Below are 24,815 nucleotides of genomic sequence, written 5' to 3'. Positions count from 1 at the left end.
GGCCGCCGGTTTTCCCCGCGTCTACCGCTCCAGACGCGAGAGCACTTCGGCCGCCGCGCGCTGCCCGGAACGGACGGCGCCGTCCATGTAGCCGTTCCAGATGTCGGAGGTCTCCGCGCCCGCCCAATGGATACGCCCGACCGGTTCGGCCAGCGCGGCACCGTACTGCGTCCACACGCCCGCGCCGAGGCGGCCGCCGTAACAGCCCCGGGTGTACTCCTCTTCCATCCAGTTCTGTTCGGCGTAGTCGATCGGTTCCGCCGCCTCCGGCCCGAATTGCCTCACCAGCGTGGCCACCGCGGCCTCGCGGCGTTCCCGGGGCGACAGGCGGGCGGCTTCGCGGGCGTGGGCGCCCTCGAAGAAGCCGACGAGTACGCCGCAGGAGCCGTCCGGCGGCGAGTTGTCCAGGGTGACGCACAGCGGGTCGTCCAGGTTGAACGCGAAGCCGTTGAGCCCGGCGTCGCGCCAGAACGGCGCCGGGTAGGCCACCTGGACCTTGATCACGCTGCCCATCGGGATCTGCTGGGTCAGGCCGTCGCGCGCCGCCGGGAGTGGCGGCTCGTAGTGCAGCCGCCCCGCCAGCGCGGGCGGGATCGCCACGATCACCCGCTGGGCGGCGATCCGCCCGCCGTCGTACCGCACCTCGACGCCGTCCGCGTGGTGGGCGATACCGCGAACCGGCGCCCCGAGGGTGACGACGTCGCCCAGCCGTTCGGCGAGCCGCTCGGAGATCAGGTGGGTGCCGCCCGCGACGCGCAACTCCTGCGCGCCGCCGGTGGTGGCGACGAGGACGTCCAGCGACCCCGCGGATTTGACGTAGAACAGGAAGTGCAGCAACGACATCTCCGCCGGCTCCGCGGAGAACACCGCGGGGACGACGGCTCCCCAGAACGCGAGGGCCTCGGCGTCGCCGGTGGCGGCGCGAAGCCATTCGTCCAGGGTCTTGCGGTCCAGCTCCGCGGCTTCGGGTGACGTCCACGGCGAGGCGGGCGAGACGGTCTCGGCCAGCGCCTCGAGCTCGAACTTCATCCGGCCGACTTCGAGCACCGCCTGATCGGAGAGCCCGAAGGTCACGTCGGTGTAGGTGGTGCGCCTGCCGTTGTAGACCGTCACCCCCGCTCCGTCGTCGTAAGTCGGAAACGTCTCCAGGCCCAGCTCGGCGACCAGTTTCAGGACCTCGGTCTGGGTCCGGCCGATCCACTGGCCGCCCAGCTCGACCGGAACCCCGTTGACCAGCTCGTGTCCGAGGTTGCGGCCCGCCACCCGGTCCCGTGCCTCCAGCACGGCGACCGTGCGTCCGGCGCCGGTCAGCGCGCGAGCGGCCGTCAACCCCGCGAGGCCCGCTCCGATGACGACGACATCGACAGTGTGCACGGCAGACTCCCCAATTTGTCGGTCGGTTGTCCGACTTAAAGTAGGACAGGCGTCCGCCCCGCACAAGGGCCGATATGCGAAACTCGGGCACGACCGACGAAGGAGAAGCCGGATGGCCTACGTGAAGGCGGCGGAACGCGAGGGGCAGATCGTCACCGCGGCGATACGGGTGCTCAGCAGGATCGGCGTACCCGGGACCACGCTCCGCGCGGTGGCCACCGAAGCGGGGATCTCGCTGGGCACCCTTCACTACGTCTTCCCGAGCAAGGACCAGCTGTTGCGCGCGGTCATCGGCACGGTCGTCGACGACATCTCCGATGCGCTGCGCAGCGGCCTCGACCCGGACAGGGGCTTCGAGCACGCGCTCCGGACAGGCATCACGACGTTCTGGGACAAACTCGTCGAGGGCGACGTGGGGTTGCAGATCATGCAGTACGAGCTGTCCAACTACTCGCTGCGGAGCGAAACACCAGACCTCGCCCGATCCCAGTACGACGCCTACATCTCGCTCGTCACCAGGCTTTGCGAGCAGGCCGCCATCGCCGCCGGCGAACGCTGCGCCGTCGGCTTCGACACGTTGGGCCGGCTCGCGCTGGCCTCGGTCGACGGCCTGATCCTGCAGTACGTGGCCAACCCGGATCCGGTGCGCGCCCACGGCGACCTCGAACGAGCGCTGGACATGATCGTGCTGCTGGCGGATCCGCAGCCCGTCGCGGCGACGCGCACCAGGCCTTCCCGCTAGCGCAGAAATGTAGGTCACTTGTCCGAGTTCGCCCTTGTGCTACCGTTCAGATGTTCTCAACATCTGTTCCGAACATCTTGAATGGACACGTATGCGGATCCTCTTCGCCAGCCTCGCGTCGGTCGGCCACACCTATCCGCTGATCCCGCTCGCGATCGCCGCCAGGGATGCCGGGCACGACGTGCGTTTCGCCGCCGGAGAGAACGTCCACCCGCCGCTGCTCGAGAACGGTCTGAGGCCTTTTCGCCCGGCGGACGCGTTCTACGAGATCTACGCCGAGGATCTCGAAGCGGATCTGGCCCGGCTGCGCCCCGACCTCGTCGTGCACGAATGGGGACTCCCCGGGGTGGCCGTCGCCGCGGAGCGCGCCGGGATCCCCGGCCTCTGGCACGGGTTCGGCCGCCTGTTCCCCGAGGGAATCGGGCTCGAGCCGCCGGATCGGCCCGACCGGCCGCATCTCGACATCTGCCCACAATCCTTGCAGGACAAGGGCTTCCTCGCGACGGCCGAACGGATTCCGCTGCGCCCCGTGCCCTACTCGGAACCCGCGGTGCCCCCGTGGCGCGTCGAAAAGTCCGCTCGCCCGCTGGTCTATCTGACGCTCGGCACCACCTTCGGCACGCCGGAGCTTCTCCGCACCGTGATCCGCGGGCTGGCCCCGCTCGGCGTGGACGTGGTGGTCGCCTCGGGCCGGGTCCGCCCGGAGGAACTCGGCGCCGTGCCGGACAACGTGACGGTGCGGGCGTGGATCCCGCAAGCGGATCTGCTGCCGCACGTCGACGTGGTGGTGCACCACGGCGGCAGTGGCACGACACTCGGCGCGCTCTCCGCCGGCGTCCCGCAGCTGCTCCTTCCGCAGGGAGCCGACCAGTTCGCCAACGCCGAAGCCCTGTGCGCGGCGGGTGCCGCGCTGCGTCTTCACCCCGGCGAACCGAGCGCGGAAGCCATCGCCGAGCAGCTCGGGAGCCTGCTGGGGCGGAACTCCCATCGCGACGCGGCCAGGGCGATCGCCGGGGAGATCGCCCTGATGCCCTCCGCCGGCGAAATCGCCCGCGCCTTGCCGGACTGGGTCCCGTAGCGGCTCAGAAGCCGAAGAGCTCCTGCGGCACTTCGTGCTCGTCCGGCCAGGTCAGCCAGGCGACGTCGGTCGGGCCGATGGCGCAGTTGGCCACCCGCCAGGACCGGGCGTCGTCGTCGACGTTCGTCTCGCTCCTCTTCTTGAGCAGGGCGACGTAGACGTCGGACATGACGCCGTCGGCCCGCTTGTTCTCGTAGATGGTGCCGGCGTAGTACGAACGGCCGGGTTCGGTGCCGCGCATCGTCCCCTGCAGGAACACCCAGGGACCGAGCCGGTCGAGCTGCTCGACGGCCACCTGCACCCGATCGCCGAATTCCTGGTCGAGCCGGGCGGTGGCGGCGGCGAGTACCGCTTCCCGGACCGGGTCGCCGGGGTTCAGCGCCACCGGAACGGGTCGTGCGGACGGGGTGTACATCAAGCTACCTCCCACTGGCGGGCGGCGACGCGAGCGAACGCGTCGGCCGGCCCGGTGCTGCTACGGCGTTGTGTCGGATCAGGTCGGCGGGGTGAGGATCTTCACGAGGCCGCCACCGCCGCCCATGCTGATCTTCTGCGAACCATCGGGGTTGACGTTGTTCGAGCCGATGAACTGGCCATCGCCCGCGTACAACACGACGTGCCCGCCGTTGTTCGAGATCACCACGTCGCCCGGTTTCGCCTCGGAAAGCGGCACCGACTTCCAGCCGTCCGCTTCGAGGTTGGCCGTCAGTCCCGCGACCGAGGCACTCGCCTGCCCCTTGTCGATCAGGCCCGCCGCCTCGAGACAGCCAGAGACGAAGTTCGCGCAGTTGACGTTGTTCGGCACCCACGACTGCATGGCAGGCAGCTCGCCGCTGCCCTTGAGGTCGCCGGCGTTGCGGCCGAGGAACTGCTCGGCGATCTTCGCCGGGTTGTCGCCACGGGCGTCGATCGGCTTCGCGGGCCTGCCGTCGCCCGGCACCCCGGCGGGGCCGCCACCGCCACCACCGCCGCCTCCACCCCCGCCGCCGTCTCCCCCGCCGTAGCTGGGAGTGCTGCTCAGGTTGGAGTTGACCGGCTTCGCGTTGACGCTCGACGCCGTGGTCTGGCCGTCGTCGGCGGGGATGAGCTCGATGAAACCGCCTTCGATCTCCAGGCCGAGCGGCTTGAGGAGATCGTCGATCTGCTTCTCGGCGTCGTCCAGCGCCTTCTCGATCTCGTCCTTCTTGCCGTTGGAGTCCTTCTCGTTGAGCTGCCGGAGCCGCTCGATGTCCGACGCGGCCGCGGCGATCTCGTTGTCGTCCTCGGAGCTGTTCTTCCGGCGGCGAGCCGAGTCGATCAGCTTGCGGTTGTCCGCGTCCTTGTCGTTGGCTTCCTGGGCGAGTTGCGCGACCTTCTTCTTGACCTCGTCCATGATCTCGGACACCCGCTGGAGGATGTTCTTGGCCGCCTCGGCCTTGTCGCTGACCTTGTAGCTGGCCTTGCCGAGCTTTTCGAGGTGGTCGGCGACGGCGTCGGCGTCCTTGCCCTCCCAGTGGCGCAGGACGTCGTCGCGGAAGACCTTGAGGTCGTCTCCGAGGTCGTTGGCCCTGGTGGCGGCTCCGCCGACCTTCCTGGCCTGGTCGTTGACCGCGCCCGAGTTGAGCTTCTGCGTCTGCTGGGCGTGCTTGTCGATGGCGTCCAGCGACTTCGGGCGGTCGTGCGACGGGTCGTCGAGCGTGCTCGGATTCCGCTCCGCGGTGGTCATCGGTAAATCCCCCTGGTTCCCGTCTTCGTCCGAATCAGTCCCGCTCGCGACCGTTGCCGCGGAGGGTGTCGACACCCGCGGCCTCGTCGTTACGCATCCGCTGCGCGGCGTTGGCCAGCGCGTTCGACGCGGCGTCGACGAGCTTCGCGGCGGCGGCCAGTTCGGCGTTCACGCCGCGGTGGAAACCCTTCATCGTGTTCCCCGTGCTGGCCGCGTTCTTCAGGTCGCCGAACGCCGCTCCGGGATCGCCGTCGCCCAGGTCCTTGCCCGTGCCGGTGTAGCCGTCCTTGAGCCCGCCGACCTTCTTGGCCAGCGCGGCGATCTGCTCTGGATCGAATCGGCGAGTCATGAATGATCCTCCAGTCCGGCGCCTGCGCGCGTGCTTGCCCTGACCCACACTGCTCTACCGCGCACCCTATGAGTTCACACCCACGTGTGCGCACCGTTTCCCGAAACGCGGTGACGCCGTTCGTGTACACCGACGCGGCAGGCCGCGCGTTGGTTCCCGGACGTCACCCGGAAGATTTCACCCGCGTCCTCGGCGGCAAGAGTTTACCCTCCCGGCGAGGACGGACAGCGGGATACCGTGGTTCAGGAGCTACTTTCCGTAGCCGATTCTCACCCGGCCGGGTGGGCGCGGCCCGGCTAGACCAAACCCAGTTCGCGGGCCCGGGCGCCCGCCTGGAAACGAGACTCGGCACCCAGCGCCGCCATCAGCTCGGCCACCCGCCGACGGTAGGTCCGCACGCCGAGGCCGAGGCTCCGGGCGGCGGCTTCGTCCTTGACGCCGCTGCCGAGCAGATCCAGCACCGCGGGCGCGAGCCGCCGGATCTCGGACACCCGCGCGTCGAAGACGGCGAGATCGGTCGCCGCCCGCCAGGTCGCCTCGAACAACGACAGCACGCCCTGCACGGTTTCGGGCTGGGTGATGACGCTGTAGCCACGCTGCCCGGCGACGAGATCCCCCGCCAGGATGACCAGCCTGCCGTCCAGCACGATCGTCTCGTTGACGTCTCCGGTGGAAATGCGGACCTGGGCTCCGTGCCGGTCCCTGACCCGCGCGAGGTCCCGCGCGGCTCCCGGGTCGAGCAGCAGGCCCGCCCGGTAGATCTTCCGAACCCGGACCTCCCCCGCCCGGCGCTCGGCGACCTCGCCCGCTCCGTGGGCGGCGACCCAGGTGGCGAGGTCGTTGGCGGCGCACGCCAGATCGGTCACGGTCGAGAACAGATGCCCGACCCGGCGGAACAGCTCTTCCTCGCCGCGCACGACCGTGACCGCATCGCTCGTCCGCATGACATCGATACTGCCTCAACCGCGCGACCGGGTGGCAGGTTGTTGCCATTTTCTGACTACGAAAGGCTTCGTCGCGACGCTGGTGGCCATGACGAACCTTCCCGACACCTGGCGGCTCGGCGACCTCACCGTCAACCGGATCGGCCTCGGCGCGATGCGGCTGACCGGGATGCCGTGGGACGAGAAGCCCAAGAGCCGCGAAAGCGCGATCACCGTCCTGCGCCGCGCGATCGAACTCGGCGTCGACCACATCGACACCGCTTCGTTCTACTTCACGCCCACGCGCTCGGCGAACGAGTTGATCAGCACCGCGCTGCAGCCCTATCCCGAAAACCTGGTGATCACCACGAAGGTCGGCGCCGGCCGCGACCGAGACGGCGAATTCTCCTTCGCGCGCCCGGATCGGCTCCGCGGCCAGGTCGAAGAGAACATCCGGCAACTCGGGCTCGACCACCTCGACGTCGTCAATCTGCGCTGGGGCGCCGCGATGGGCAAGGAGCCCGGCTCGGTGGCGGACCATTTCGGCGCGCTGGCGGAGCTGCGCGAGGCGGGGTTGATCCGCCATCTGGGTATCTCCAACGTCGTGGCGGACCAGCTGACCGAGGCCCTGTCGATCGCTCCGGTGGTCTGCGTGCAGAACCGCTACGGCCTGGCCGACCGGGAGGACGACGCGCTGGTCGACCTGTGCGGCGCGCACGGCATCGCGTTCGTACCGTTCTTCGCCGTCACCACTTCGCTTCCCGGCCCCGTTCCTGGGCAGGCAGAGGTCGCGAAAGTCGCCGCGGCGCACGACGCGTCCCCTGCACAGATCCGGCTCGCCTGGACCCTGCACCGCGGCGCGCACGTCCTCGCCATCCCCGGGACCGGCGATCCGCGGCATCTGGAGGAGAACGTCGCGGCGGGCGGCCTGCGGTTGAGTGAGGAGGAACTGGCGCTGCTCGACGGTGTCGGCCGCCATGAACCCTGAAGCGCGTGAAGGCCCCCTTCCCTCGGCTGAGCCGAGGGAAGGGGGCCTTCACGCGCTACACCTACGCGATGGGGAAATCGAAGTAAGTGTCCGGGTAGGGCTCGTCCTTCAGGTTGTAGTGCCACCACTCGCACTCGTACGAGCTGAAGCCCGACCCCTCCATGACCGCGCACAGGTGCGCGCGGTTCTTCGCGGCCTCTTCCGAGACACCCGCCGCCCCGTGATGCGAGACGACGTCCATGAGGTCGTGGTCGCCACCCATGTCGGCGAGTTCGCCGGTGTCCAGGTGGTAGAGCGTCAGATCCACGGTGCTACCGCGGCTGTGGCCCGACTTCGTGGCCACGTAGCCCTTTTCGAACATCTGAGGCCGGTCGATGTTCGGGTAGTGCCTGGCCTTCTTCCGGCCGTCTTCCGGCTCTTCCGCCCAGCGCATGAAGCGGTCCACGGCGCGCTGCGGGCGGTATCCGTCCCACAGGAGCAGCCCGAAGCCGAGCTCCTCGGCCTTGTCCCGTGCCTTCTCCAGCGCCGCGCAGAACGCGCGCGTGCCGGCGATCCGGTTCACCAGGTAGCCGTCCACCGGCTTGCCGGTGAAGTTGTCCCACGTGGCGTACTTGGCGTCCCAGCGAATTCCGGAGACGACCTCGTCCACGAAGACGAAATCATCCTTCATTCGCCACGGCCCGCCAGCGTCAGATTCACCAGCCGGTCGATCACGTCGCCGAGCGAGAGGCCGGCGGCGTTCATCATGCGCGGGTAGCGGCTGTACGAGGTCAGGCCGGGCAGGGTGTTGACCTCGTTGAGCACCACGCTCCCGTCCTCCTTGAGGAACAGGTCGACCCGCGCGAGCCCGCGGCAGCCCAGAGCGCGGTAGATGACCTTCGCCGCCTCCTGGACCCGGTCACGCGAGGAGTCCGGGATGTCGGCGGGGACGATGAAGCTCGAGTTCTCGGAGCCGGTCTCGGGGCTCTTCTCCTGGTGGATCTTGAAGAAGCCGTGGGTCAGCGCGACCCGGTCCACCTCGCCCGCGAACAGGTCGTCGCCGTTGCCGAGGATCGAGCAGCCGATCTCGCTGCCGATCACGGCCTCTTCGATCAGGATCTTCCCGTCGTACTGGCGCGCCTCGGCCAGCGCGGCGGGCAGTTCTTCCTTCGAAGAGACCTTGCTGACACCGAACGACGAGCCCGAGCGGGCGGGCTTCACGAAGACCGGGTAGTTCAGCTGGTCCGGGTCGACGTCGTTGTCCGACGTGACGATGTAGAAGGTCGGCGTTTCGATCCCCGCGCCGCGGACGACGGAGTAGGTCAGCGACTTGTCGATGCACATGACCGAGCTCGGGAGGTCGCAGCCGACGTAGGGGATGCCGGAGATCTCCAGCAGGCCCTGCATCGCGCCGTCTTCGCCGAACTTGCCGTGCAGCACCGGCAGCACCACGTCGAGGGCGATCGTCTCGTACTTGCCCTCGTCCAGGACGAGCAGACCGTGCGTCCCGCGGTCCGGCGACAGCACGGCCGGGCGGACGTTGCCGTTCTCCCAATCCTCGGCGGGGCCGTCGCAGAGCATCCAGGAACCGCTCTGGGTGATCCCGATGTAGTACGGCTCGTACTTCTCGAGGTCGAGGTTCTTCTGGACCTCGCGCGCAGATTTGATGGAGATAGGATGTTCTTCGGAAAGCCCGCCGAACAGAATTCCGATTTTCAGCCTACCCATACTACTTCCCGCTTTCGAATTGGAGACAATTGATGATGGAGTTTTCGACGGTGTCACTCAGCGCGTGGTCCGTGTAATAGGCGGTATGCGGGCTGATGAGCACGTTCGACAGTTTTTCCAGCCGCAGCAGCGGTTCGGACTCTATCGCCTTGTTCCGGCAGTCGGCGTAGAAGATTCCTTCCTCTCCTTCGAGGACGTCCAGCGCCGCCCCGCCCAGTTTTCCGCTTTCCAGCGCCGAAATGAGGGCTTCGGTTTCGATCAGCGGACCGCGCCCGGTGTTGATGACGTACGCGCCGTCCTTCATCCGCTCGATGTTCTTCCGGTCGAGGAGATGATAGGTATCCGTGTTGAGCGGCACGTGCAGTGTCACGATGTCGCTCTGCTGCAGCAATTCGTCGAGCGGGACGTACTCGGCCGAGGCGGTCAGCACCGTGTCGTAGGCCAGCACCTTGCAGCCGAAACCACGCAGCCGCTCCAGGACGGCGACCCCGATCCGCCCTGTTCCGACCACGCCGACGGTCAGATCGCGCAGTTCTTTCCCGCGCACCTCGTTCAGCCGGTAGTCGTGGACCTCGGTGCGGCGGATGATGGACTTGGCGTCGCGCACCGCCATCAGCATGAACATCAGCGTGAAGTCGGCGACGCTGTCCGGCGAGTAGGCGACGTTGCCCACGGTGATACCGACGCTCGCGGCGTACTCCACATCGATGTGATTGAAACCGATGCTCCGCGTGGAGATGTATTTCACGCCGGCTTCGCCGAGCGCCAGAAGAATGGAGTTCGTGACCTTGGTCTTGTGACCGATACTGATACACCTGTTTCCGGAGACCAGTGCGATATTGGCCTCGGACACCGGCTCCTCGACAATGGTCGGCGTTATACCGAAACGAGGGGCCATCTCCCGGAACAGGGCGGCCTCGTCCTGTCCGCATCCATAAATCGTGATTCCCGTTGCCAAGACGGCCGAGGAGGAGGCGGACGCCAGCGATCCGGTGCGGGGGGCAGCTGATCGCGCTGGTTCGCTGTAGGTCATGCCCGACATTGTAGGCAGCGCGTTGTTGCCGCTTCTTATGGGGTTTTCGAGGCCCCGACAATAAGTTACCAACTGGTAGCGCCGAGTGCACGACGTTGTCTTCACCTGCGCCGCACAGCCTTATCGCAGATCTTGCCCGCCCTCGCCCGGCGTCGAAACCGTCCCGTGACGGATGCCACAAAGCCACGTCGCCACCAGGTCCGCGAGGACTTCCGGAGCGTCCCTCGCCACGAGATGGCCCGCCGCCGGGACACCGGCCACGGCGACCCTGGCGTTGGCCGCGCGCAAGCGATCCACATCCGCTTCGCGGAGCGGTGAGTCGTGCCCGCCGTGCACCACCAGGATCGGCATGTCCAGCGCCCCGGCCGTCGCGAGCAGGGCGGGAGCCGAGCCGAGGACGTCCTCGACCAGGCGGGTGTAGCGGCCGCCGAGCCCGTGGAAGCCGAGCCACGAACGCACCCGGGCCGGTTCGACGCCGGGCACGACGTCGACGAGCACGAGCCCGGAGGCCCGGGCCGCGACGGCGGGGTCCGCCATCGCGGCGATGGCGGCCAAACCCCCCACCGAAGCACCCACGAGAACGATCGGCGCGGGCTGGCTGCCGATCATCGCGGCCACGTCGCCGGCCAGCACCCGGAGCGTGGTCGCCTGGCCCGAACTGTCCCCGTGACCGCGCAGGTCGAAGGCCACCGACCGGAAGCCGCGCCAGGCCAGCGCCGCGGCGACCGGCGCCCAGACCGCACGGCGCTCCCCGCCCGCGTGCAGCAGCAGAACCGTCGGACCGGTGCCGGTCTCCGTGCCCCGCAGGGTGACATCGCCCAGGTCGAGATCGATTTCGGTGGTCATGGCTGCCCCCTTACCTTGGCCAATCAAGGTAGCGCGGATACCTTGGCGTATCAAGGTAGGATGCCGCTCGTGACGACACCCCGAGCACGACGGACCCCCGGCGAGGCCCGGCGGCTGATCCTCGCCGCCGCGGCCGCACTGCTCGCCGAGTCCGGTGTCGCCGCCGTCCAGATGCGGGCCGTGGCCGCACGGGTCGGCATGACCGACGCCGGCGTCGCCCACCACTTCGGCAACCGGGAGAACCTGCTCGCCGAACTCCTCCGGCACGGCGGCCGCCGTCTCCGGGACGCGCTCGAGAGCCTTCTCGTTGGCTGGTTGGATCGCGGCGCCGACCTGCTGGAACTGGTCGAAGCGCTGCACGATCTGTACCGGAACGGCTACGGCGAACTCGCGGTGGCGCTGCACGCGGCGGGCTGGCGCGACCCCGGCAGCGGGATGCTCGACCCGGTCGTCGACGCCCTCCACCGGCTCAGGCCGCCCGGCGGCTCCCTGGCGGACACGCGGCTGGCCGTCGCCGCCCTGCATCAGGCGATGGCCGTGGAGACCCTGTACGGAAGCGATTTCCGGCGCAGCGCCGGGCTCACCGGATCCGCGGCGGAGGATTCAGCCGCGCAAGTGCGCTGGTGGTCACGTCAGCTCCACCTCGCCCTCGGGCTCAAGCCCGATACGGACCGCGGTCCCCGAGATCCGGGCTCACCCGCGGGTTCCGGTCCTCCTGACCCGGCACCGGGGTGACCGTCGGCTCCCGCGACGAGTCGACGTCGTCTTCGCGTTTCCGCAGCCGGGTCTCGACCACGTGATCCTGGCGCCGATGGCCGAGCACGGACAGGGTGAGAACGTGGGCCACCGCCATGAGCAGCAGGAACACGCCCAGCCTGCCGACGAAGGCGGCCGGCGAACCGGACCACTCCGGAGCCACGACCGCCAGCAGCGCCAGCATCCCGATCGCCGCCAGGTGGAAGACCGTCACCACCATCCAGGCCACCGACCCGCTTCCCTCGCGGGCGTCCGGCCCGGTGAGGTAGCGGCGGGCGCCGCGATACAGGACCTGGCCGTCCGCGACGACGAAGATCAGGCCGATGATCAGGAAACCCGGTAGTTCGTTGTCGGGCATCGTTGCCTCCTCCGTTTCCCCGGGGATACCCCGCGAGGGCGGCGAGACAGGGCCCATACCTCGATCGTGTGACCGCCCCCGCCGTCACCCTCAATGGATTCAAGTCCCTCAAGGAGGCCTTCACGGACTTGAGCGAAAAGCGCGAGGATGCGGGGATGGGTTACCGGACCTGGATGCGGTACTTCACGCCGTCCGCCGTGCACCGCCGGCTCGGCTTGGTCTGCCTCGGTGTCGGGCTGCAGCACGGAACCCTGCCCGTGGTGGGGCCGCGCGTGCTCGGCCATTACGTCGCCGTCGTGGTGTCCAAGGGACGCGGGTGGTTCGCCGTGGCGGGCGGCGAGCGACAGGAAGTCGTCGCGCCCGCGTTGCTGTGGCTCATTCCCGGCGTCGGACATCACTACGCGCCCGATCCCGCGCACGGCTGGGAAGAGTGTTTCGTCGATTTCGACGGCACCGCCGTGGAGGCCTACGTGGAACTCGGTTACGTCACGCCCGCGACGCCGGTGGTACCGCTGGGCGACGTCGAGGCCGTCCGCGACATCGTGAGCCGGATCGTGCGCTGCGCGCGAGGCGGCAGCCCGCTGGCCCAGGTCGACGCCTCGGCGGCCGTGCATCATCTGCTGGTGGCCCTGCGCCGCGCCGCCGACAGCACCTCCGGCGACGGGTCCTTGCTAGAAGCCTTGGCGCAGGACGCCCTGTTGCCGATCAGTGTCGCGGAGATCGCGGCCCGCCGAGGCATGACGCTGCCCGAACTTCGCGCCGCGGTGCGCCGCGGCACCGAGACCGGGTTGAAGGACCATCTGCTGACGCTGCGCCTCAACCGCGCCAAGGAACTCCTTGCCACCACGCGAATACCGGTGCAGGAGGTGGCCAAGGCGATCGGTTACGAGGACGCCGCCTACTTCAGCAGGCTCTTCACCCGGCGGGCCGGCGTCTCCCCCGCGCGTTTCCGCGAATCACGCGCCCAAGCCGTCCCCGGCGGCTGGAGTTCGCGCGTTCCCCCTCCCGACGACCCGCCGCTCGTACCGACGGACTGAGCTTGGACTTCCGCACCGGACCGCTTGGACTTTCCGCGCAGTAACTGCATGAAAAGCGCTTGAAGTTGAGCGCAATCGTTGACTTACGCGCAATAACGTTCATAACATCGGCGCCCGCCCCGCCAACTGTGGTGCGGGTCACCCTTGGGAGAGAGTCATGCGGACCCTGCCTCTTCTCGGCGCCGTGGCGTTGGCCGCGGCGGCGATCACGGTGATACCGGCGTCGTCCGACGCCGCGCCGCCGGACGCGACGTACACCATCACGGTCGACGCCAAGAAGTCGTTCAGCCCGACCACGGACACCCCGGCGAGTACCTATGTCGACAAGGACGGCACCTTCTACTTCCAGCAGGCGGCCGCGCTCTACGGCGCGGACCAGCCGCGCGAGTGGGACTTCTACAGCGGCCGCGATTTCGACGGCTTCACCAAGAACCCGGTCAGCTCGGCGGTGAACCCGGCGAATCCCGCCGACCGCAACGACGACACCACCTGGCGGTGCAACAACAGCCCCACCGGCAAGGAATCCACTGACCCGCCCGCCGGATCCGGGTACTCGCAGCGGAATTTCTGCGATCTCGTCGGCACCTGGGTCGATCCGGACACCGGGGACTGGTACGGCCTGATCCACAACGAGTTCACCCCCGAACCGTTCGGGGCCTACTCGTTCTCCCATTACGACGCGATCGACATGGCCGTCTCGAAGGACCAGGGAAAGACGTGGCTCATCAAGGACCACGCGATCACTTCGCCGTACAGCACGAAACGCGGTGACACGGCGGCGTTCCCGCATCAGACGTTCGACTACGGCGACGGCGACCCGCGCCTGTTCGTCGACACCGCCTCCGGATACTTCTACGTCTACTACGGCTCGCGCATCGTCCCGAAGGCCGGCGCCGGTGGCCCGATGACCGGGCTGGCGCACGTCGCCCGCTCGCCGATCTCGGCCAAGATGGCGTCCGGCTCGTGGCAGAAATGGTTCGACGGCGGCTGGAGCCAGCCCGGCGTCGGCGGCCGCGAGAGCAACATGGTTCCCGTGTCCGCCCCCGGCGACACCGGCTACACCCCGGTCGCGGACGACTACGACCCCGCCAACACCGGCAACGTCAGCCAGCAGATCGCCGCGGGACAACTGCCGCGCAAATCGGATCTGTTCATCATGAACATCGCCTACAACGCGCATCTCGGTCTCTACCTCGGCGCGCCGGAGGCCGTGGACAGCGTCGTCCCGCAGCGTTATTACGTGACCGACGATCTGACGACGCAGAAATGGCGGCTGATCGGCGACACCGGGAGCTACACCAACCAGTCCTGGTACCGCTGGTTCGTCGACGCCGCGAACAAGACGAACTCGACCATCATCGGCAAGCAGTTCCGTTCGTACTGCGCGGTGGCCTGCTCGAACAACGCCGGCGGCGAGTACACGACCCAGACCATCACGTCGTCCGTGCCCGCACCGTCCCCTGTGGACGGTTCCCGCAAGTACCGGATCGGCCTCGGCGACGGCCGGGTGCTCGCGCAGGGCGCCGGGACCGCGACGACGTCGGTCGCGAGCACGACCGGCTCCGACCGCGAAGCGTGGCAGTTCTCCCCGGACGGCGACGGTTCGTACCGCGTCGCCAACGCGGCCACGGGCGGGCTCCTCGGTGTCGACGCCGTGCAAGCGGGCCGGGCGTGGGGCGCGAAACCGACGGTGACCTCGTCCTCGACGGTCGGACAGCAGTGGTTCGTCATCCCGTCCACTGTGGACAAAGGGACGTTCCGGCTGGTGAACCGCTACAGCGGGCTCGTGCTCGGCCTCTCCGGCAACACTTCACGCCTCGCGGAGACCACGCCGACGCGTTCGTGGACCGACGTCAGCGGGAACGCGGTCGGCGGCGGCCGGACCGCGGCCGAGCAGACGCTGAAGTTCACCGATGCCGGTGCCGGCACCCTCGGCGGGATCCACACCCTGGCCGCGGCGGGCAAGAACCTCGACGACCCGGACTCGTCGACGGCCGCCGGCACCCCCTTGGTCACCTGGACGCCGAACCAGGGCGTCAACCAGAAGTGGCTGTTCACCCGGCAGTCCGACGGTTCCTACACCTTGACGAACTCGCACTCGAAACTGTGCGCCGACGTCGAAGGCGGGGCCGCCACGGCGGGCGCGCGCGTCATCCAGTGGACGTGCACCGGCGGGGCCAACCAGCGTTGGACCGCGACGAAACAGCCTGACGGGGCCTACAAGCTCGCGAGCGTCCGCTCCGGCTTGCTGCTGACGACAGCGTCCGCTTCGGACGGTTCCGCCGTCACGCAACGCGCCGACACGGGCTCCCCGCTCCAGCTGTGGAAGATCGGCTGACCCCGGCGGCCCGCTCCTTCGGGGGCGGGCCACCCGGGGTTGCGTTCGTGTGGCGCATCACACTTCGGATGCACGTCCATGATCCGCAACCGTCTCCCCTGATGAGAGCACTTTCGGTGAAGAGTTCACCGGAGGCGTTGGAGGGAGAGCACCATGAACCACACCGGCATCATCCGTACCGCCACCATCACCGGCGTCGCCGCCGCGCTGAGCCTGGCCGCCGTCGTCCCGGCGCTGGCGAGCCCGCAGAGTGACCCCGTCACCACCGTGGCCGACCTCGACGGTGACGGCGAGATCGAGACCGTCTCCGCCCAGCTCACCGGCGACGACGACCAGGTCGTCTCCGCGACCGTGCACGGCACCTTCACCTCGATCCACCTCGGCGCGGACAGCTCCGTCCCGCTCCAGGCCCCGCGCGTCACGGACCTCAACGGCGACGGCCGCGCCGAACTGATCGTCACCCAGTCCGTCGGCGCCAACACCACGTTCTTCACGGCCCTGCACTACGACGGCCGCAACCTCAGCCAGGTCGTCGACAACGACAGCAAGCCGTTGTCGGTCGCCGAGGGCGGTGGCGTCGCCGCCCACCTGGGTTACCAGTGCACCCCGCTCGACGGCGGCGGCCGCACCTTCGAAACCGTCGCGGCCGAGGCGGACGACCTCGGCGCCGACCCGCTCACCTACTCGGGCACCCGCACCGTCTACACCCTTCGCGATGGCGCGCTGACCACTCAGAAGATCATTCCGATCACCAGCCGCCCGGTGACCGACCCGGTGCTCGCCACCGACGCCGCGACCTGCGACCAGGCCGGGAGCTGACACCGCTCCGCGAAGCCAGCCCAGCTTCGCCCCAAAGCGCGTGAAGGCCCCCTTCCCTCGGCTGAGCCGAGGGAAGGGGGCCTTCACGCGCAAAGTGCGGCTACGGGGCGTAGGTCAGGCAATTGGCGGCGTGGTCGCCCTCGCCCGGTCCCACCCGGACACTCGATGCGGTGCATTCCAGCGCGGAATTGTGGCGGCAGTCGGACCGGGAGCAGGCGCCCACCTGTGCGGTCACTCGATCGAGTCCACCCTTGGTGTTGAGCGGGACGAACGTTCCGCAATCGGCCGACCCGTTGCCGCCACCGACCGTGATGGCGAAGGCGTGGCAGCCGTCGTGGTTGTACGAACAGCCGCTGACCGTGCATTCGTGGACAGCCGGCATTTCGGTGGTGGTCATAACGACTCCTGTACTTCGTGGTGGTGGTGTCGTTCGGTACGACCAGGGTTGCACCGGCCCGCTCCCGCGGCAATTCGGAGAAATTCATTCACGTCCGCGGGCGGAATCAAAGGTCCAAGTCGAGGCGCGAAGACGCGCGGGAAACACAGCAGTACATCCGTCCTGGTGGCGCCCCGATATCGTCGCGGTGGTCCGGTTCGCCCCCGACGACGCCGATTTCACAACTGCCGCAAACCCCTTCACGGCAACCGGACGGGATACGGAACCCCGCGTGGTTCAAGGCGTCCAGCAGCGAGTCTTCCGCGGCGACCGGCACCGTCCGTCCTGATCGGACACACCGTGCTTCGAACGGCTCCGCGGCCGCGAATTCCTTGGCCACGGGCTGGAAACGCTCGATATGCAGTCTGTTCGCGGGGAACGCCGCTTCGGCCGCGGCGAGCATCGAAGCGGGACCACAGCAGTAGACCAGTGCGTCCGGGCCGAGCCCGGCGGCCAGCGCGGCGAAATCCGGCCTGCCGTGTTCGGCTGTCGGGTGGAGACGCACCCTGTCGCCGTACGCGGCCTTGAGGCCGGCGGCGAACGGCATCGTCGCCTCGGACCTGCCCACGTACACCAACCTTGCCGTAGGGCCCGCCGCCGCCAGCATCGGCATGAGAGGCGTGATCCCGATCCCGCCCGCGACGAACAGGTGCTCCGGCGCGGGCAGCAACGGGAAGTTGTTGCGCGGCAACGAGACGTCGAGTGTCCGGCCCGCGCGCAGGAACAGGTGGACGTACTCCGAACCGCCCCGGCTCAGCCGGTCGTACCGGACGGCGACCCGGTAGCCGCCGCGATCGGCCGGGTCCCCGCACAGCGAATACTGCCGGGTCAGCCAGTTCGGCAACGCCACATCGACGTGCGCACCCGGCTCCCAAGGCGCCAGCTCGCCTCCAGCGCCGCGCAGGAGGAGTGAGACGGTTCCTTCGGCGACCGGTTCCACGCGATCGAGCACGGTCTTCTGCATCAGTACAACCGCCGGTAGCCGGTTTCGAGCATGGCCTCCACGACGGCCGGATCGACGTCGAGCCCCATCTGCTCGGCCGCGATCTCGCCGGCGGACGGCAATTCGCCCGCCAGGGCCTGGCTCGCGGGATCCCAGAGCCGGGACCGGATCAGCGCGCGGCCGCAGTGGAAGAACGTCTCCAGTACGTCGACGACGATCGCCAGCTCCGCCGGCTTGCCCTCGGTGCGCATCCTGGCGAGCACGTCCGGCTCGTCGGTGGGATAGGCGCGGCCGTTGACCCGGAACACCTCCCGCACGCCGGGGACCACGAACATCAGGCCGATGCCGTCGTTCTCGGCGAGATTGCGGAAGGAGTCGGCGAGTTTGTTGCCCGGCCGGTCGGGGATCGCCAGGGTGCGCTCGTCGAGCACCTTGACGAAGCCCGGGTAGTCGCCGCGCGGTGAGCAATCGGGCAGTCCCGTCGCGTCCGCCGTCGCCATCGTCACGAACGGGGCATGGGCGATGAACCGGTGGCCGTGCCGGTCGATCCGGTCGTGGACCTTGGCCTCGATCATGGCCTCCGGCTCCCCCAGCCGGGCGCGGACCTCCTCGGGGGAAAGTCGGCGTGGACGGGTATCTATGCTGGTCATGGCATAATTATGAGCAATTGTTCAGCGCGCTCGCTACTCGCTTTCGCGCCGCTTCACCGGGGGTGTCATGACGTCGGGGCAACGACGGCTTCAGCCACGTAAACAGCCACGCCAGGTCCGGGCCGAGCTGACCAGGCAGCGCATCCTCACCGCCGCTGCTCACGTTTTCGCCGAGTACGGGTACGCCGCGGGGACGACGAACCGGATCGCCGAACGCGCCCGGATCTCGATCGGCTCGCTGTATCAGTACTACCCGAACAAGGACGCGATCCTGGCCGAGTTGCTCACCCGGCACCTCGACGGCGACCGGGCCACCGAAACGTTGCGCCGGTACAAGGAGTCGCCGGAGCCGCTGGAGACGATCATCCGGGAGTTCGTGCGCACGGTGATCGAGAACCATCTCGACGATCCGCGACTGCTGCAGATCATGATCGAGCAGGCGCCCCGCTCCGGTGAGCTGCTGGAACGCGTCACCCGGCTGGAGTGGGAGATGATCGGTGACCTGCGGGAACTCCTCCACGGCCATCCCGAAGTCCGGGTGCGGGACAAGGACACCGCGGCCCGGCTCGTCGCGTCCACGGTCGAACTGACCGTGCACCAGCTCATCGCCGCGCCCGGCTCGATCGACGTCACCCGGCTCGAGAACGAGCTCGTGGCGATGATCACCGGCTACCTCCGCGCCTGATTTCCGGGGGTTGACCAGGCGATGAGCGGGTATCCACCGGTGTGAGCCGAGTAGAGGACAGGATGCGCGCCGTCGCCGCCGGCTGGCGCCGGAGAGGTGGCACGCTCGCGCTGCTCTGGACCCTGATCACCCTCGGCCTGGTCACGATGTTGTGGGTTTCGGGGTTCCGTGCGTGGCCGGTGTACCTGACGGCGGCGCCGGGCGCGGTCGTCTCCGCCCTGCTGTGGGTCGGGGTCGCCCGCACCCGCCGCCGGAAATCCGTCCAGAAGCGGCCGAGCGGCTGAGCAGCTTCATGACGCTTCCGCCCGGCCTGGTGCACACGACCTCGTTGTGTCGATCTGTTTCTCCGCGCCTGAACTCGTCATTCGCGTGATCAGAGACGTAACTCGCGTGATTGGAGGCGTAACTCGTGAGTTACGCCTCCAATCACGCGAATGACGCGCCGGATCACGCGAGTTACGAGTTCGGCACCCGGCGAAAACACCTCGATAGGCCGGAAAAGTGCGCTAGCCGACGCTTTCCGGGCTCCCTACGCTGGATTTCGCGCACGAGAAGCACAAACGGACTCGGGAGTCTCCGATGAGAGCAACGAGAATCGTGTTCTGCGCGCTGCTCGCCCTCGACGCCGCCTGTCTTTCCCCGGCGGCGTCTTCGGCGCAAAACGCGTTCACCCTGTCCAGTGCCGCTTTCGCCAACGGCGGTCTCATGCCCAAGGTCCACGAGTGCACCAGCGGCGGCGGGAACGATCCGGCCAAGAAGAACGAGTCGCCGCCGTTGGCCTGGTCGGGGGCTCCCGCCGGGGCGAAGAGCTACGCGATCGTCATGCGCGACCTCGACAACGCCAACCTCATCCACTGGGTCATCTACGACATCCCGGCGGCCACGGCCTCGCTCCCCCAGAACGTCCAGCACGTCTACCGGCCACCGGTGCCCGCCGGCTCCAGGCAGGTCTACTACCGCGGGAGCGCGAGCCTCTACGGCTACCAGGGCCCGTGCTCGCCCTCGACCGTGAACACCTACGAGTTCGTCGTGCACGCCCTCGACCGGACGTCGCTCACCGGCCTGAACTCCGGTTCGTCGACCCGGACCGCGGCCGGCGCGATCACCGCGGCTTCGATCGGCTCGGCGAGGATCACCGGCGAGTCGTAAGTCCCCAGCTCACCCGTGGCAAAATCGGCCCAATGCGGATCGGGATACTGGGGCCCTTCGAGGTGCGCGCGGACGACGGCGGTATCGCCGACGTGCCGGGCGCGCGGTTGCGCGGGCTGTTGATCGCCCTCGCGCTCGAGCCGGGCCGCGTGGTCCCGAAGGCGACGCTCGTCGACTGGATCTGGGGCGAACAGCCGCCCGCCGACGCGACGAACGCCTTGCAGCGCCTGGTTTCCCGGCTGCGCAAAGTACTGCCGGACGGGGCCGTCGAGGGACAGACGGACGGCTACCGGCTGAAGGTGTCGCCCGACGACGTCGACGCCGTGCGGTTCGAGCGTCTCGTCGGCCAGGCCCGCGGCGACGAGGAGCCGAGGCGGCTGCGTGAGGCCCTGGCCCTGTGGCGCGGCGCCGCCATGCAGGACGTCGGCCTGCAGGACAGCGACGCCTTCGACGCGGCGGTCACCCGGCTGGAAGGGCTTCGCCTGACGGCGTTGGAGGATCGATTCGCCGCCGAACTCGACCTCGGCCACGGCGCGAAACTGGTCACCGAACTGACCGACCTGGTGGCCGCGCACCCGCTGCGCGAGCGGCTCGTCGCCGCGCTGATGCGGGCCCTCGCGGCGACGGGCCGCGACACCGAAGCGCTCCTCGTGTACCAGCGCACGAGGGAAGCACTGGCCGACGCGCTCGGCGTCGATCCGTCGCCGGAGCTGTCCGCGGTGCATGTCGCGCTGCTGCGGGGCGAGCTGGGACGGCGCGAAGAGAACCGCAAGACCAACGTGCGCGCCGAGCTGACCAGCTTCGTCGGCAAGGACGCCGACGTCGCCAAGGTCCGCGACCTCGTCGCCGGGCACCGGCTCACCACCCTGCTCGGTCCCGGCGGTTCGGGGAAGACCAGGCTGGCCACCGAAACCGCGCGCACCCTGCTCGGCGATCTGCCGGACGGGGCGTGGCTGGTGGAACTCGCCGCCATCGGCCCGGCCGACGATGTCGCTCAGGCGACGCTCGCCGCGCTCGGGCTGCGGGACGCCCTGCTCGGCGACTCGTCGAACGCGGAACCCGTCGAACGGGTCGTCGCCGCGATCCGGGACCGCGAGGTTCTGCTGATCCTCGACAACTGCGAGCACGTGATCGAGGCGGCCGCGGCGTTCGCCCATCGCGTGCTCGGGGAATGCCGCCGTCTCCGGATACTGGCGACGAGCCGGGAGCCGCTCGGGATCACCGGCGAGACGTTGTGGCATGTCGTACCGCTGGCCGTACCGGACCGGCACGACGGCCCCGCCGAGATCGAAGCCTCCCCCGCAGTCCGGTTGCTGCGGGACCGGGCGAGCGCGGTGCACAAGGATTTCTCGGCCGACGACACCACTCTCGCCACGATGGCGCGGGTTTGCCGGATCCTGGACGGGATGCCGCTGGCGATCGAACTGGCCGCGGCGAGGCTGCGCACCATGTCCATCGAGCAGCTCGCGAACCGGCTCGACGACCGGTTCCGCCTGCTGACCGGCGGCAGCCGGACCGCGCTGCCCCGGCACCGGACGCTGCGCGCCATGGTCGATTGGAGCTGGGAACTGCTGTCCGACGCCGAACGGACGGTCCTCTGCCGGCTCTCGGTGTTCTCGGGCGGGGCAAGCCTCGAAGCGGCCGAGCGGGTCTGCGTCAGCGAGGCGGTCGAGCAGTACGAGGTCCTCGAACTGCTCACCACGCTGACCGAAAAGTCGCTGCTGGTCGCGGCGGGCGACGAAGCGCCGCGCTACCGGATGCTCGGCACGATCAAGGAGTACGCCGCGCAACGGCTCGCCGAGGCGGGCGAAACGGTGGTGGCGCGGCACGCGCATCTCGCCTATTTCACCGAGCTCGCCGAGGCCGCGGAGCCGATGCTCCGCCGCGCCGAGCAGCTGGAATGGCTCGCCAAACTCAAGGCCGAGCACGACAACATCACCTCCGCGATGCGCGGCGCCCTCACCGCGGGCGAGGGCCCGGAGGCGATGCGGCTGGCGGCGGCCTGCGGCTGGTACTGGTGGCTCAGCGGGCACCGCACGGAGGGTATGGAGCTGGTCAGCGCGGCCGTCAAGACACCGGGTGAGGTGTCCGACGACGTCGCGGCCGTGGTGTACGGGCTCGTCTCGCTGTTCGTGAGCTCCGGTTTCGCCGACGAGCACACCGCGGCGAAATGGATCCACGAGTCGTACCGGCTGGGCACCCGCACCGAGAAGAAGCATCCGCTGCTGGGGCTCGTCGTCCCGCTGGAACGCATGCTGGCCGGGGACGAACCGCTGTCCGCGTGGGAACCGGTGCTGTCGGACGAAAACCCTTGGGTCCGCGCGCTGGGCAGGCTGCACCTCGGCAAGATGCGGGCCTCGCTCGGCCATCCCGGCCGGGAGGCGGACGAGTATCTCGAGCGGGCGCTCGCCGAGTTCCGGGCCATCGGCGAACGGTTCGGGATCTCGTTCGCCCTGACCGAACTGGCGGACCGGATCGCCACGCGCGGCGAGTTCGCCACCGCGTGCGAGTACTACGAACAGGCGGTCACGGTGGTGACCGAGGTCGGTTCCGTCGAGGACCTGATCCGGCTGCGGTCGCGGCAGGCACAGCTGTTCTGGCTGATGGGCGACGAGGAGGCGAGCGCGGCCGCCGCGGCCGATGCGGAGCGGCGTGCCGAGCGGGTCACCTGGCCGGGTGCCCTGGGCATGTTCGCCCTCTCCCAGGCGGAACTCCTCCACTGGCGTGGCGAAGCCGAGGAAGCGGCGAAGCAGCTCGACTTCGCGACGACCGTAATGGGCGACGAAGCGGGCTTGGGACACGTCCGCGCCATCACCCACGACCTTCGCGGCTACTTCACCGACGATCTCGACCGGTCCCGTGAACACCGGGAATCGGCCTATCAGGCGGCGCGTGAAGTGCAGTACCAGCCCTTGATCGCCCACGTGCTCGTCGGGATCGCGGATCTGGCGCTGCGCCAGGACGATCCCGAGCAGGCCGCACGGCTGCTCGGGGCGGCCGACGAACTGCGCGGGCTGCCGGACCGGTCCCGTCCGGACGTCGCCCGGATCGAGGAGACGGTGCTGCGCCGCCTCGGCGAAGCGAAATTCGCGGAGGCGGCGCGAGAAGGCACCGATGCGGACTGGAAGCGGCTGGCCGAGGTCACGCTCGCTTCTTGAACGTCGAGGACGCCCACAGGTATCCGGCGAGCGCGATCCCGGCGCACCAGCCGAGCGCGGGGAGCACGTCGCCCGCGGCCGGTTGCCCGGTGAGAAGCCCGCGCAGGGTCTCGATGATCGGTGTGAAGGGCTGGTATTCCGCGAACTCGCGGAGCCCCGGCCCCATCTTCTCGGCGGGCACGATCGCGCTGCTGAAGAACGGCAGCATGACCAGCGGCACCGAGGCCATCCCGGCGGTTTCCGGCGACTTCGCCGCCAGGCCCAGCGCGACCGTGAGCCAGGCCGCCGCGAAACCGAGCAGGACGACGATCCCCACGACACCGAGCCAGTCGAGGAAACCGGCCGCCGGGGAGAAGCCGAGCAGGAAGGCCACCCCGGTGAGTGCCGCGATGGCGAGCAGATTCGTCAGCACGCTGGTGACGACGTGCCCGGTCAGCACCGCGCCGCGGGAGACGTCCATGACCTTGAACCGGTTGATGATGCCCTTGGTCATGTCGGAGTTCACCGCGGTCGCGGTCGCGCCGAGCCCGTAGCAGACGGCCAGCAGCATCAACCCCGGCGTCGCGTAGTCGACGTAATCGACGCCGACGCTGAACGCGTCCCCGAACACGTACACGAACATCAGCATCATCACGACCGGCATCAGGATCGCGTTGAACACCGAGGTCGGGTTGCGGACGAGGTGCTTGAAGTTACGGCGCAACATCACCGTGGACGCGGATTTCATTTCACTGCCTCCGTGCTGTGGCCCGTGAGGGCGAGGAAAACGTCGTCGAGATCAGGGGTGTGGACGGAGAACTCTTCGGCGGCGACCGCGTACTCGTCGAGCCGGTCCAGCAGCGAGCGCAGGGATTTCGTCCCGGCGTCGCTGGGGACCCGCAGGGCGAGCGACTCGTCGTCGCGGGTGGCGCCGGGGAAGATCCGCGCGGCCGCGTCGAGTTCGGCGACGGTGGTGAACCGCAGCCGGACATGCGTTCCGGGCATCCGGCGCTTGAGCTCGTCGGGCGTGCCCTGCGCGACCAGGCGGCCCTGGTCGAGGACCGCGATCCGGTCGGCGAGCTGGTCGGCTTCCTCGAGGTACTGGGTGGTGAGGAAGACGGTGACGCCGCCGTCCACGAGTTCGCGGATGATCGACCACATCGTGCGGCGGCTGCGCGGGTCCAGTCCCGTGGTGGGCTCGTCGAGGAAGATGATCCGCGGATCGCCGACGAGCGTCATCGCCAGATCCAGTTTCCGGCGCATGCCGCCCGAGTAGGTCGACGCCGGTTTCCGCGCCGACTCCACCAGGTCGAACCGCTCCAGCAGATCGGCCACGACCCGCTTGCCCGCGGTGCCCCGGCTCAGGTCCACCATCAGCTGCAGGTTCTCCTGGCCGGTCAGCAGTTCGTCCACCGCCGCGAACTGGCCGGTGACCCCGATCGACGCGCGCACCGCCTTGGCCTCGGTCACGAGGTCGTGGCCGGCCACCTTCGCCGTCCCGCCGTCGGACTTCATCAACGTGGTCAGCAGGTTCACCGTCGTCGTCTTCCCCGCCCCGTTCGGGCCGAGCAGGGAGAAAATGGTGCCGGCGGGGACTTCCAGGTCGATACCGTCGAGCACGACCTTGTCCCCGAAGGTCTTTCGCAGTCCCGAGACCGCGATCGCTGTGTCTGTCATGGGCACCACTCTGGGCGGGCGCGCTGACACGCCCCCGCCACGGCGCTGACACGGGTCGTGTCAGCGCCGTGTCAGCCCGATGTCA

General features: G+C 69.0%; 26 protein-coding genes. 11 read left to right on the top strand and 15 right to left on the bottom strand.

The genetic code is table 11. The features are described 5' to 3' along the window. Positions 1-21 precede the first annotated feature (21 nt). Entirely contained in the window at positions 22-1,374 is a 1,353-nt protein-coding gene (locus ACOCEP_RS18645; protein WP_482338784.1) for a flavin monoamine oxidase family protein, read from the bottom strand. Between the two features lie 112 nt (positions 1,375-1,486). On the opposite strand from ACOCEP_RS18645, the gene ACOCEP_RS18640 reads away from it, so the two are divergent. Together ACOCEP_RS18640 and ACOCEP_RS18635 are read left to right on the top strand one after the other, a co-directional pair. Continuing rightward, positions 1,487-2,116 carry a TetR/AcrR family transcriptional regulator gene (locus ACOCEP_RS18640; RefSeq protein ID WP_482338782.1) on the top strand — a complete coding sequence of 210 codons (630 nt, stop codon included), beginning with the start codon at positions 1,487-1,489 and terminating at the stop codon, positions 2,114-2,116. Positions 2,117-2,207: 91 nt separating this feature from the next. After that, positions 2,208-3,194: a glycosyltransferase gene (locus ACOCEP_RS18635; protein ID WP_482338781.1), complete on the top strand. Its 987-nt coding sequence runs from the start codon at positions 2,208-2,210 to the stop codon at positions 3,192-3,194. A 4-nt stretch (positions 3,195-3,198) separates the two neighbouring features. Here the strand turns inward: ACOCEP_RS18635 and ACOCEP_RS18630 are convergent, their stop codons facing one another. The 4 genes from ACOCEP_RS18630 to ACOCEP_RS18615 form a co-directional block, all read right to left on the bottom strand. Next, entirely contained in the window at positions 3,199-3,609 is a 411-nt protein-coding gene (locus tag ACOCEP_RS18630) for a hypothetical protein (protein ID WP_482338779.1), read from the bottom strand. A 78-nt stretch (positions 3,610-3,687) separates the two neighbouring features. Next, positions 3,688-4,899, bottom strand: coding sequence for a peptidoglycan-binding protein (locus ACOCEP_RS18625; protein WP_482338777.1), 1,212 nt, complete (start codon positions 4,897-4,899; stop codon positions 3,688-3,690). A gap of 34 nt (positions 4,900-4,933) precedes the next feature. Next, positions 4,934-5,248 carry a hypothetical protein gene (locus tag ACOCEP_RS18620; RefSeq protein ID WP_482338775.1) on the bottom strand — a complete coding sequence of 105 codons (315 nt, stop codon included), beginning with the start codon at positions 5,246-5,248 and terminating at the stop codon, positions 4,934-4,936. 296 nt (positions 5,249-5,544) lie between these two features. After that, complete coding sequence (locus tag ACOCEP_RS18615; RefSeq protein WP_482338774.1) at positions 5,545-6,192, bottom strand: DNA-binding response regulator; 648 nt, start codon at positions 6,190-6,192, stop codon at positions 5,545-5,547. A gap of 88 nt (positions 6,193-6,280) precedes the next feature. Here ACOCEP_RS18615 and ACOCEP_RS18610 point away from each other — a divergent pair, with 88 nt between their 5' ends. Then, positions 6,281-7,159 (top strand): oxidoreductase, encoded by an 879-nt coding sequence (locus tag ACOCEP_RS18610; protein ID WP_482338772.1) that lies wholly within the window; start codon positions 6,281-6,283, stop codon positions 7,157-7,159. 61 nt (positions 7,160-7,220) lie between these two features. On the opposite strand, the gene vanX is transcribed toward ACOCEP_RS18610, so the two are convergent. The 4 genes from vanX to ACOCEP_RS18590 all read right to left on the bottom strand — a co-directional run bounded on the left by vanX (position 7,221) and on the right by ACOCEP_RS18590 (position 10,745). Next, positions 7,221-7,829, bottom strand: coding sequence for a D-Ala-D-Ala dipeptidase VanX (vanX, locus tag ACOCEP_RS18605; protein WP_482338770.1), 609 nt, complete (start codon positions 7,827-7,829; stop codon positions 7,221-7,223). After that, positions 7,826-8,866: a D-alanine--(R)-lactate ligase VanA-Ao2 gene (vanA-Ao2, locus tag ACOCEP_RS18600; protein ID WP_482338768.1), complete on the bottom strand. Its 1,041-nt coding sequence runs from the start codon at positions 8,864-8,866 to the stop codon at positions 7,826-7,828. The genes vanX and vanA-Ao2 overlap by 4 nt, the downstream gene beginning before the upstream one ends. Before the next feature lies 1 nt (position 8,867). Next, the gene (gene vanH / locus ACOCEP_RS18595; RefSeq protein ID WP_482338766.1) at positions 8,868-9,899 is read right to left on the bottom strand and encodes a VanH-AOV family D-lactate dehydrogenase; all 1,032 of its coding nucleotides are present in this window, start codon (positions 9,897-9,899) and stop codon (positions 8,868-8,870) included. 120 nt (positions 9,900-10,019) lie between these two features. Then, positions 10,020-10,745 carry an alpha/beta fold hydrolase gene (locus ACOCEP_RS18590; protein WP_482338764.1) on the bottom strand — a complete coding sequence of 242 codons (726 nt, stop codon included), beginning with the start codon at positions 10,743-10,745 and terminating at the stop codon, positions 10,020-10,022. A gap of 69 nt (positions 10,746-10,814) precedes the next feature. Between ACOCEP_RS18590 and ACOCEP_RS18585 the strand changes: the two genes are divergently transcribed. Then, entirely contained in the window at positions 10,815-11,480 is a 666-nt protein-coding gene (locus ACOCEP_RS18585) for a TetR/AcrR family transcriptional regulator (RefSeq protein ID WP_482338763.1), read from the top strand. On the opposite strand, the gene ACOCEP_RS18580 is transcribed toward ACOCEP_RS18585, so the two are convergent. Beyond that, on the bottom strand, positions 11,401-11,859 hold the full coding sequence (locus tag ACOCEP_RS18580) for a hypothetical protein (protein WP_482338761.1): 459 nt from the start codon (positions 11,857-11,859) through the stop codon (positions 11,401-11,403). The two genes, ACOCEP_RS18585 and ACOCEP_RS18580, sit on opposite strands and share 80 nt — an antisense overlap. Positions 11,860-12,014: 155 nt before the next feature. On the opposite strand from ACOCEP_RS18580, the gene ACOCEP_RS18575 reads away from it, so the two are divergent. The 3 genes from ACOCEP_RS18575 (at position 12,015) to ACOCEP_RS18565 (ending at position 16,053) form a co-directional block, all read left to right on the top strand. Then, the gene (locus ACOCEP_RS18575; protein ID WP_482338760.1) at positions 12,015-12,896 is read left to right on the top strand and encodes a helix-turn-helix domain-containing protein; all 882 of its coding nucleotides are present in this window, start codon (positions 12,015-12,017) and stop codon (positions 12,894-12,896) included. A 157-nt stretch (positions 12,897-13,053) separates the two neighbouring features. Then, a complete protein-coding gene (locus ACOCEP_RS18570; protein WP_482338758.1) occupies positions 13,054-15,234 on the top strand; it encodes an RICIN domain-containing protein in 2,181 nt (726 codons plus the stop codon). Positions 15,235-15,387: 153 nt separating this feature from the next. After that, positions 15,388-16,053 carry an FG-GAP-like repeat-containing protein gene (locus ACOCEP_RS18565; protein WP_482338756.1) on the top strand — a complete coding sequence of 222 codons (666 nt, stop codon included), beginning with the start codon at positions 15,388-15,390 and terminating at the stop codon, positions 16,051-16,053. A gap of 100 nt (positions 16,054-16,153) precedes the next feature. Here ACOCEP_RS18565 and ACOCEP_RS18560 read toward each other — a convergent pair whose 3' ends face one another. The 3 genes from ACOCEP_RS18560 to ACOCEP_RS18550 form a co-directional block, all read right to left on the bottom strand. Further along, positions 16,154-16,450 (bottom strand): DUF1540 domain-containing protein, encoded by a 297-nt coding sequence (locus ACOCEP_RS18560; protein ID WP_016331847.1) that lies wholly within the window; start codon positions 16,448-16,450, stop codon positions 16,154-16,156. Positions 16,451-16,556: 106 nt separating this feature from the next. Continuing rightward, entirely contained in the window at positions 16,557-17,453 is an 897-nt protein-coding gene (locus tag ACOCEP_RS18555; RefSeq protein WP_482338754.1) for a PDR/VanB family oxidoreductase, read from the bottom strand. Beyond that, positions 17,453-18,082, bottom strand: coding sequence for an MSMEG_1061 family FMN-dependent PPOX-type flavoprotein (locus ACOCEP_RS18550; protein ID WP_482338752.1), 630 nt, complete (start codon positions 18,080-18,082; stop codon positions 17,453-17,455). The genes ACOCEP_RS18555 and ACOCEP_RS18550 overlap by 1 nt, the downstream gene beginning before the upstream one ends. 67 nt (positions 18,083-18,149) lie before the next feature. Here ACOCEP_RS18550 and ACOCEP_RS18545 point away from each other — a divergent pair, with 67 nt between their 5' ends. From ACOCEP_RS18545 to ACOCEP_RS18530, 4 genes are all read left to right on the top strand, one after another. Continuing rightward, positions 18,150-18,767, top strand: a complete 618-nt coding sequence (locus tag ACOCEP_RS18545; protein WP_482338750.1) for a TetR/AcrR family transcriptional regulator — start codon at positions 18,150-18,152, stop codon at positions 18,765-18,767. A 62-nt stretch (positions 18,768-18,829) separates the two neighbouring features. Next, positions 18,830-19,051 carry a hypothetical protein gene (locus ACOCEP_RS18540; RefSeq protein WP_482338749.1) on the top strand — a complete coding sequence of 74 codons (222 nt, stop codon included), beginning with the start codon at positions 18,830-18,832 and terminating at the stop codon, positions 19,049-19,051. A 295-nt stretch (positions 19,052-19,346) separates the two neighbouring features. Continuing rightward, positions 19,347-19,916: a YbhB/YbcL family Raf kinase inhibitor-like protein gene (locus tag ACOCEP_RS18535; protein ID WP_482338747.1), complete on the top strand. Its 570-nt coding sequence runs from the start codon at positions 19,347-19,349 to the stop codon at positions 19,914-19,916. Between the two features lie 32 nt (positions 19,917-19,948). After that, positions 19,949-23,074 carry an AfsR/SARP family transcriptional regulator gene (locus ACOCEP_RS18530; RefSeq protein ID WP_482338745.1) on the top strand — a complete coding sequence of 1,042 codons (3,126 nt, stop codon included), beginning with the start codon at positions 19,949-19,951 and terminating at the stop codon, positions 23,072-23,074. On the opposite strand, the gene ACOCEP_RS18525 is transcribed toward ACOCEP_RS18530, so the two are convergent. Both ACOCEP_RS18525 and ACOCEP_RS18520 read right to left on the bottom strand, forming a co-directional pair. Next, positions 23,058-23,801 carry an ABC transporter permease gene (locus ACOCEP_RS18525; protein WP_482338743.1) on the bottom strand — a complete coding sequence of 248 codons (744 nt, stop codon included), beginning with the start codon at positions 23,799-23,801 and terminating at the stop codon, positions 23,058-23,060. The genes ACOCEP_RS18530 and ACOCEP_RS18525 overlap by 17 nt on opposite strands. Then, positions 23,798-24,730 carry an ATP-binding cassette domain-containing protein gene (locus tag ACOCEP_RS18520; RefSeq protein WP_482338741.1) on the bottom strand — a complete coding sequence of 311 codons (933 nt, stop codon included), beginning with the start codon at positions 24,728-24,730 and terminating at the stop codon, positions 23,798-23,800. The genes ACOCEP_RS18525 and ACOCEP_RS18520 overlap by 4 nt, the downstream gene beginning before the upstream one ends. Positions 24,731-24,815 lie beyond the last annotated feature (85 nt).

The organism is Amycolatopsis sp. CA-211722, assembly GCF_056828465.1.
Note: the sequence above shows the minus strand (reverse complement) of the source record. Positions and strands in the feature narration are given on the sequence as shown.

Bases quoted from the DNA above. Each gene is read 5' to 3' on its own strand.
- ACOCEP_RS18640 (WP_482338782.1), top strand. From the start codon at position 1,487: ATGGCCTACGTGAAGGCGGCGGAACGCGAGGGGCAGATCGTCACCGCG.
- ACOCEP_RS18635 (WP_482338781.1), top strand. From the start codon at position 2,208: ATGCGGATCCTCTTCGCCAGCCTCGCGTCGGTCGGCCACACCTATCCG.
- ACOCEP_RS18630 (WP_482338779.1), bottom strand. From the start codon at position 3,609: ATGTACACCCCGTCCGCACGACCCGTTCCGGTGGCGCTGAACCCCGGC.
- ACOCEP_RS18625 (WP_482338777.1), bottom strand. From the start codon at position 4,899: ATGACCACCGCGGAGCGGAATCCGAGCACGCTCGACGACCCGTCGCAC.
- ACOCEP_RS18620 (WP_482338775.1), bottom strand. From the start codon at position 5,248: ATGACTCGCCGATTCGATCCAGAGCAGATCGCCGCGCTGGCCAAGAAG.
- ACOCEP_RS18615 (WP_482338774.1), bottom strand. From the start codon at position 6,192: ATGCGGACGAGCGATGCGGTCACGGTCGTGCGCGGCGAGGAAGAGCTG.
- ACOCEP_RS18610 (WP_482338772.1), top strand. From the start codon at position 6,281: ATGACGAACCTTCCCGACACCTGGCGGCTCGGCGACCTCACCGTCAAC.
- vanX (WP_482338770.1), bottom strand. From the start codon at position 7,829: ATGAAGGATGATTTCGTCTTCGTGGACGAGGTCGTCTCCGGAATTCGC.
- vanA-Ao2 (WP_482338768.1), bottom strand. From the start codon at position 8,866: ATGGGTAGGCTGAAAATCGGAATTCTGTTCGGCGGGCTTTCCGAAGAA.
- vanH (WP_482338766.1), bottom strand. From the start codon at position 9,899: ATGACCTACAGCGAACCAGCGCGATCAGCTGCCCCCCGCACCGGATCG.
- ACOCEP_RS18590 (WP_482338764.1), bottom strand. From the start codon at position 10,745: ATGACCACCGAAATCGATCTCGACCTGGGCGATGTCACCCTGCGGGGC.
- ACOCEP_RS18580 (WP_482338761.1), bottom strand. From the start codon at position 11,859: ATGCCCGACAACGAACTACCGGGTTTCCTGATCATCGGCCTGATCTTC.
- ACOCEP_RS18575 (WP_482338760.1), top strand. From the start codon at position 12,015: ATGGGTTACCGGACCTGGATGCGGTACTTCACGCCGTCCGCCGTGCAC.
- ACOCEP_RS18570 (WP_482338758.1), top strand. From the start codon at position 13,054: ATGCGGACCCTGCCTCTTCTCGGCGCCGTGGCGTTGGCCGCGGCGGCG.
- ACOCEP_RS18565 (WP_482338756.1), top strand. From the start codon at position 15,388: ATGAACCACACCGGCATCATCCGTACCGCCACCATCACCGGCGTCGCC.
- ACOCEP_RS18560 (WP_016331847.1), bottom strand. From the start codon at position 16,450: ATGACCACCACCGAAATGCCGGCTGTCCACGAATGCACGGTCAGCGGC.
- ACOCEP_RS18555 (WP_482338754.1), bottom strand. From the start codon at position 17,453: ATGCAGAAGACCGTGCTCGATCGCGTGGAACCGGTCGCCGAAGGAACC.
- ACOCEP_RS18550 (WP_482338752.1), bottom strand. From the start codon at position 18,082: ATGACCAGCATAGATACCCGTCCACGCCGACTTTCCCCCGAGGAGGTC.
- ACOCEP_RS18545 (WP_482338750.1), top strand. From the start codon at position 18,150: ATGACGTCGGGGCAACGACGGCTTCAGCCACGTAAACAGCCACGCCAG.
- ACOCEP_RS18540 (WP_482338749.1), top strand. From the start codon at position 18,830: ATGCGCGCCGTCGCCGCCGGCTGGCGCCGGAGAGGTGGCACGCTCGCG.
- ACOCEP_RS18535 (WP_482338747.1), top strand. From the start codon at position 19,347: ATGAGAGCAACGAGAATCGTGTTCTGCGCGCTGCTCGCCCTCGACGCC.
- ACOCEP_RS18530 (WP_482338745.1), top strand. From the start codon at position 19,949: ATGCGGATCGGGATACTGGGGCCCTTCGAGGTGCGCGCGGACGACGGC.
- ACOCEP_RS18525 (WP_482338743.1), bottom strand. From the start codon at position 23,801: ATGAAATCCGCGTCCACGGTGATGTTGCGCCGTAACTTCAAGCACCTC.
- ACOCEP_RS18520 (WP_482338741.1), bottom strand. From the start codon at position 24,730: ATGACAGACACAGCGATCGCGGTCTCGGGACTGCGAAAGACCTTCGGG.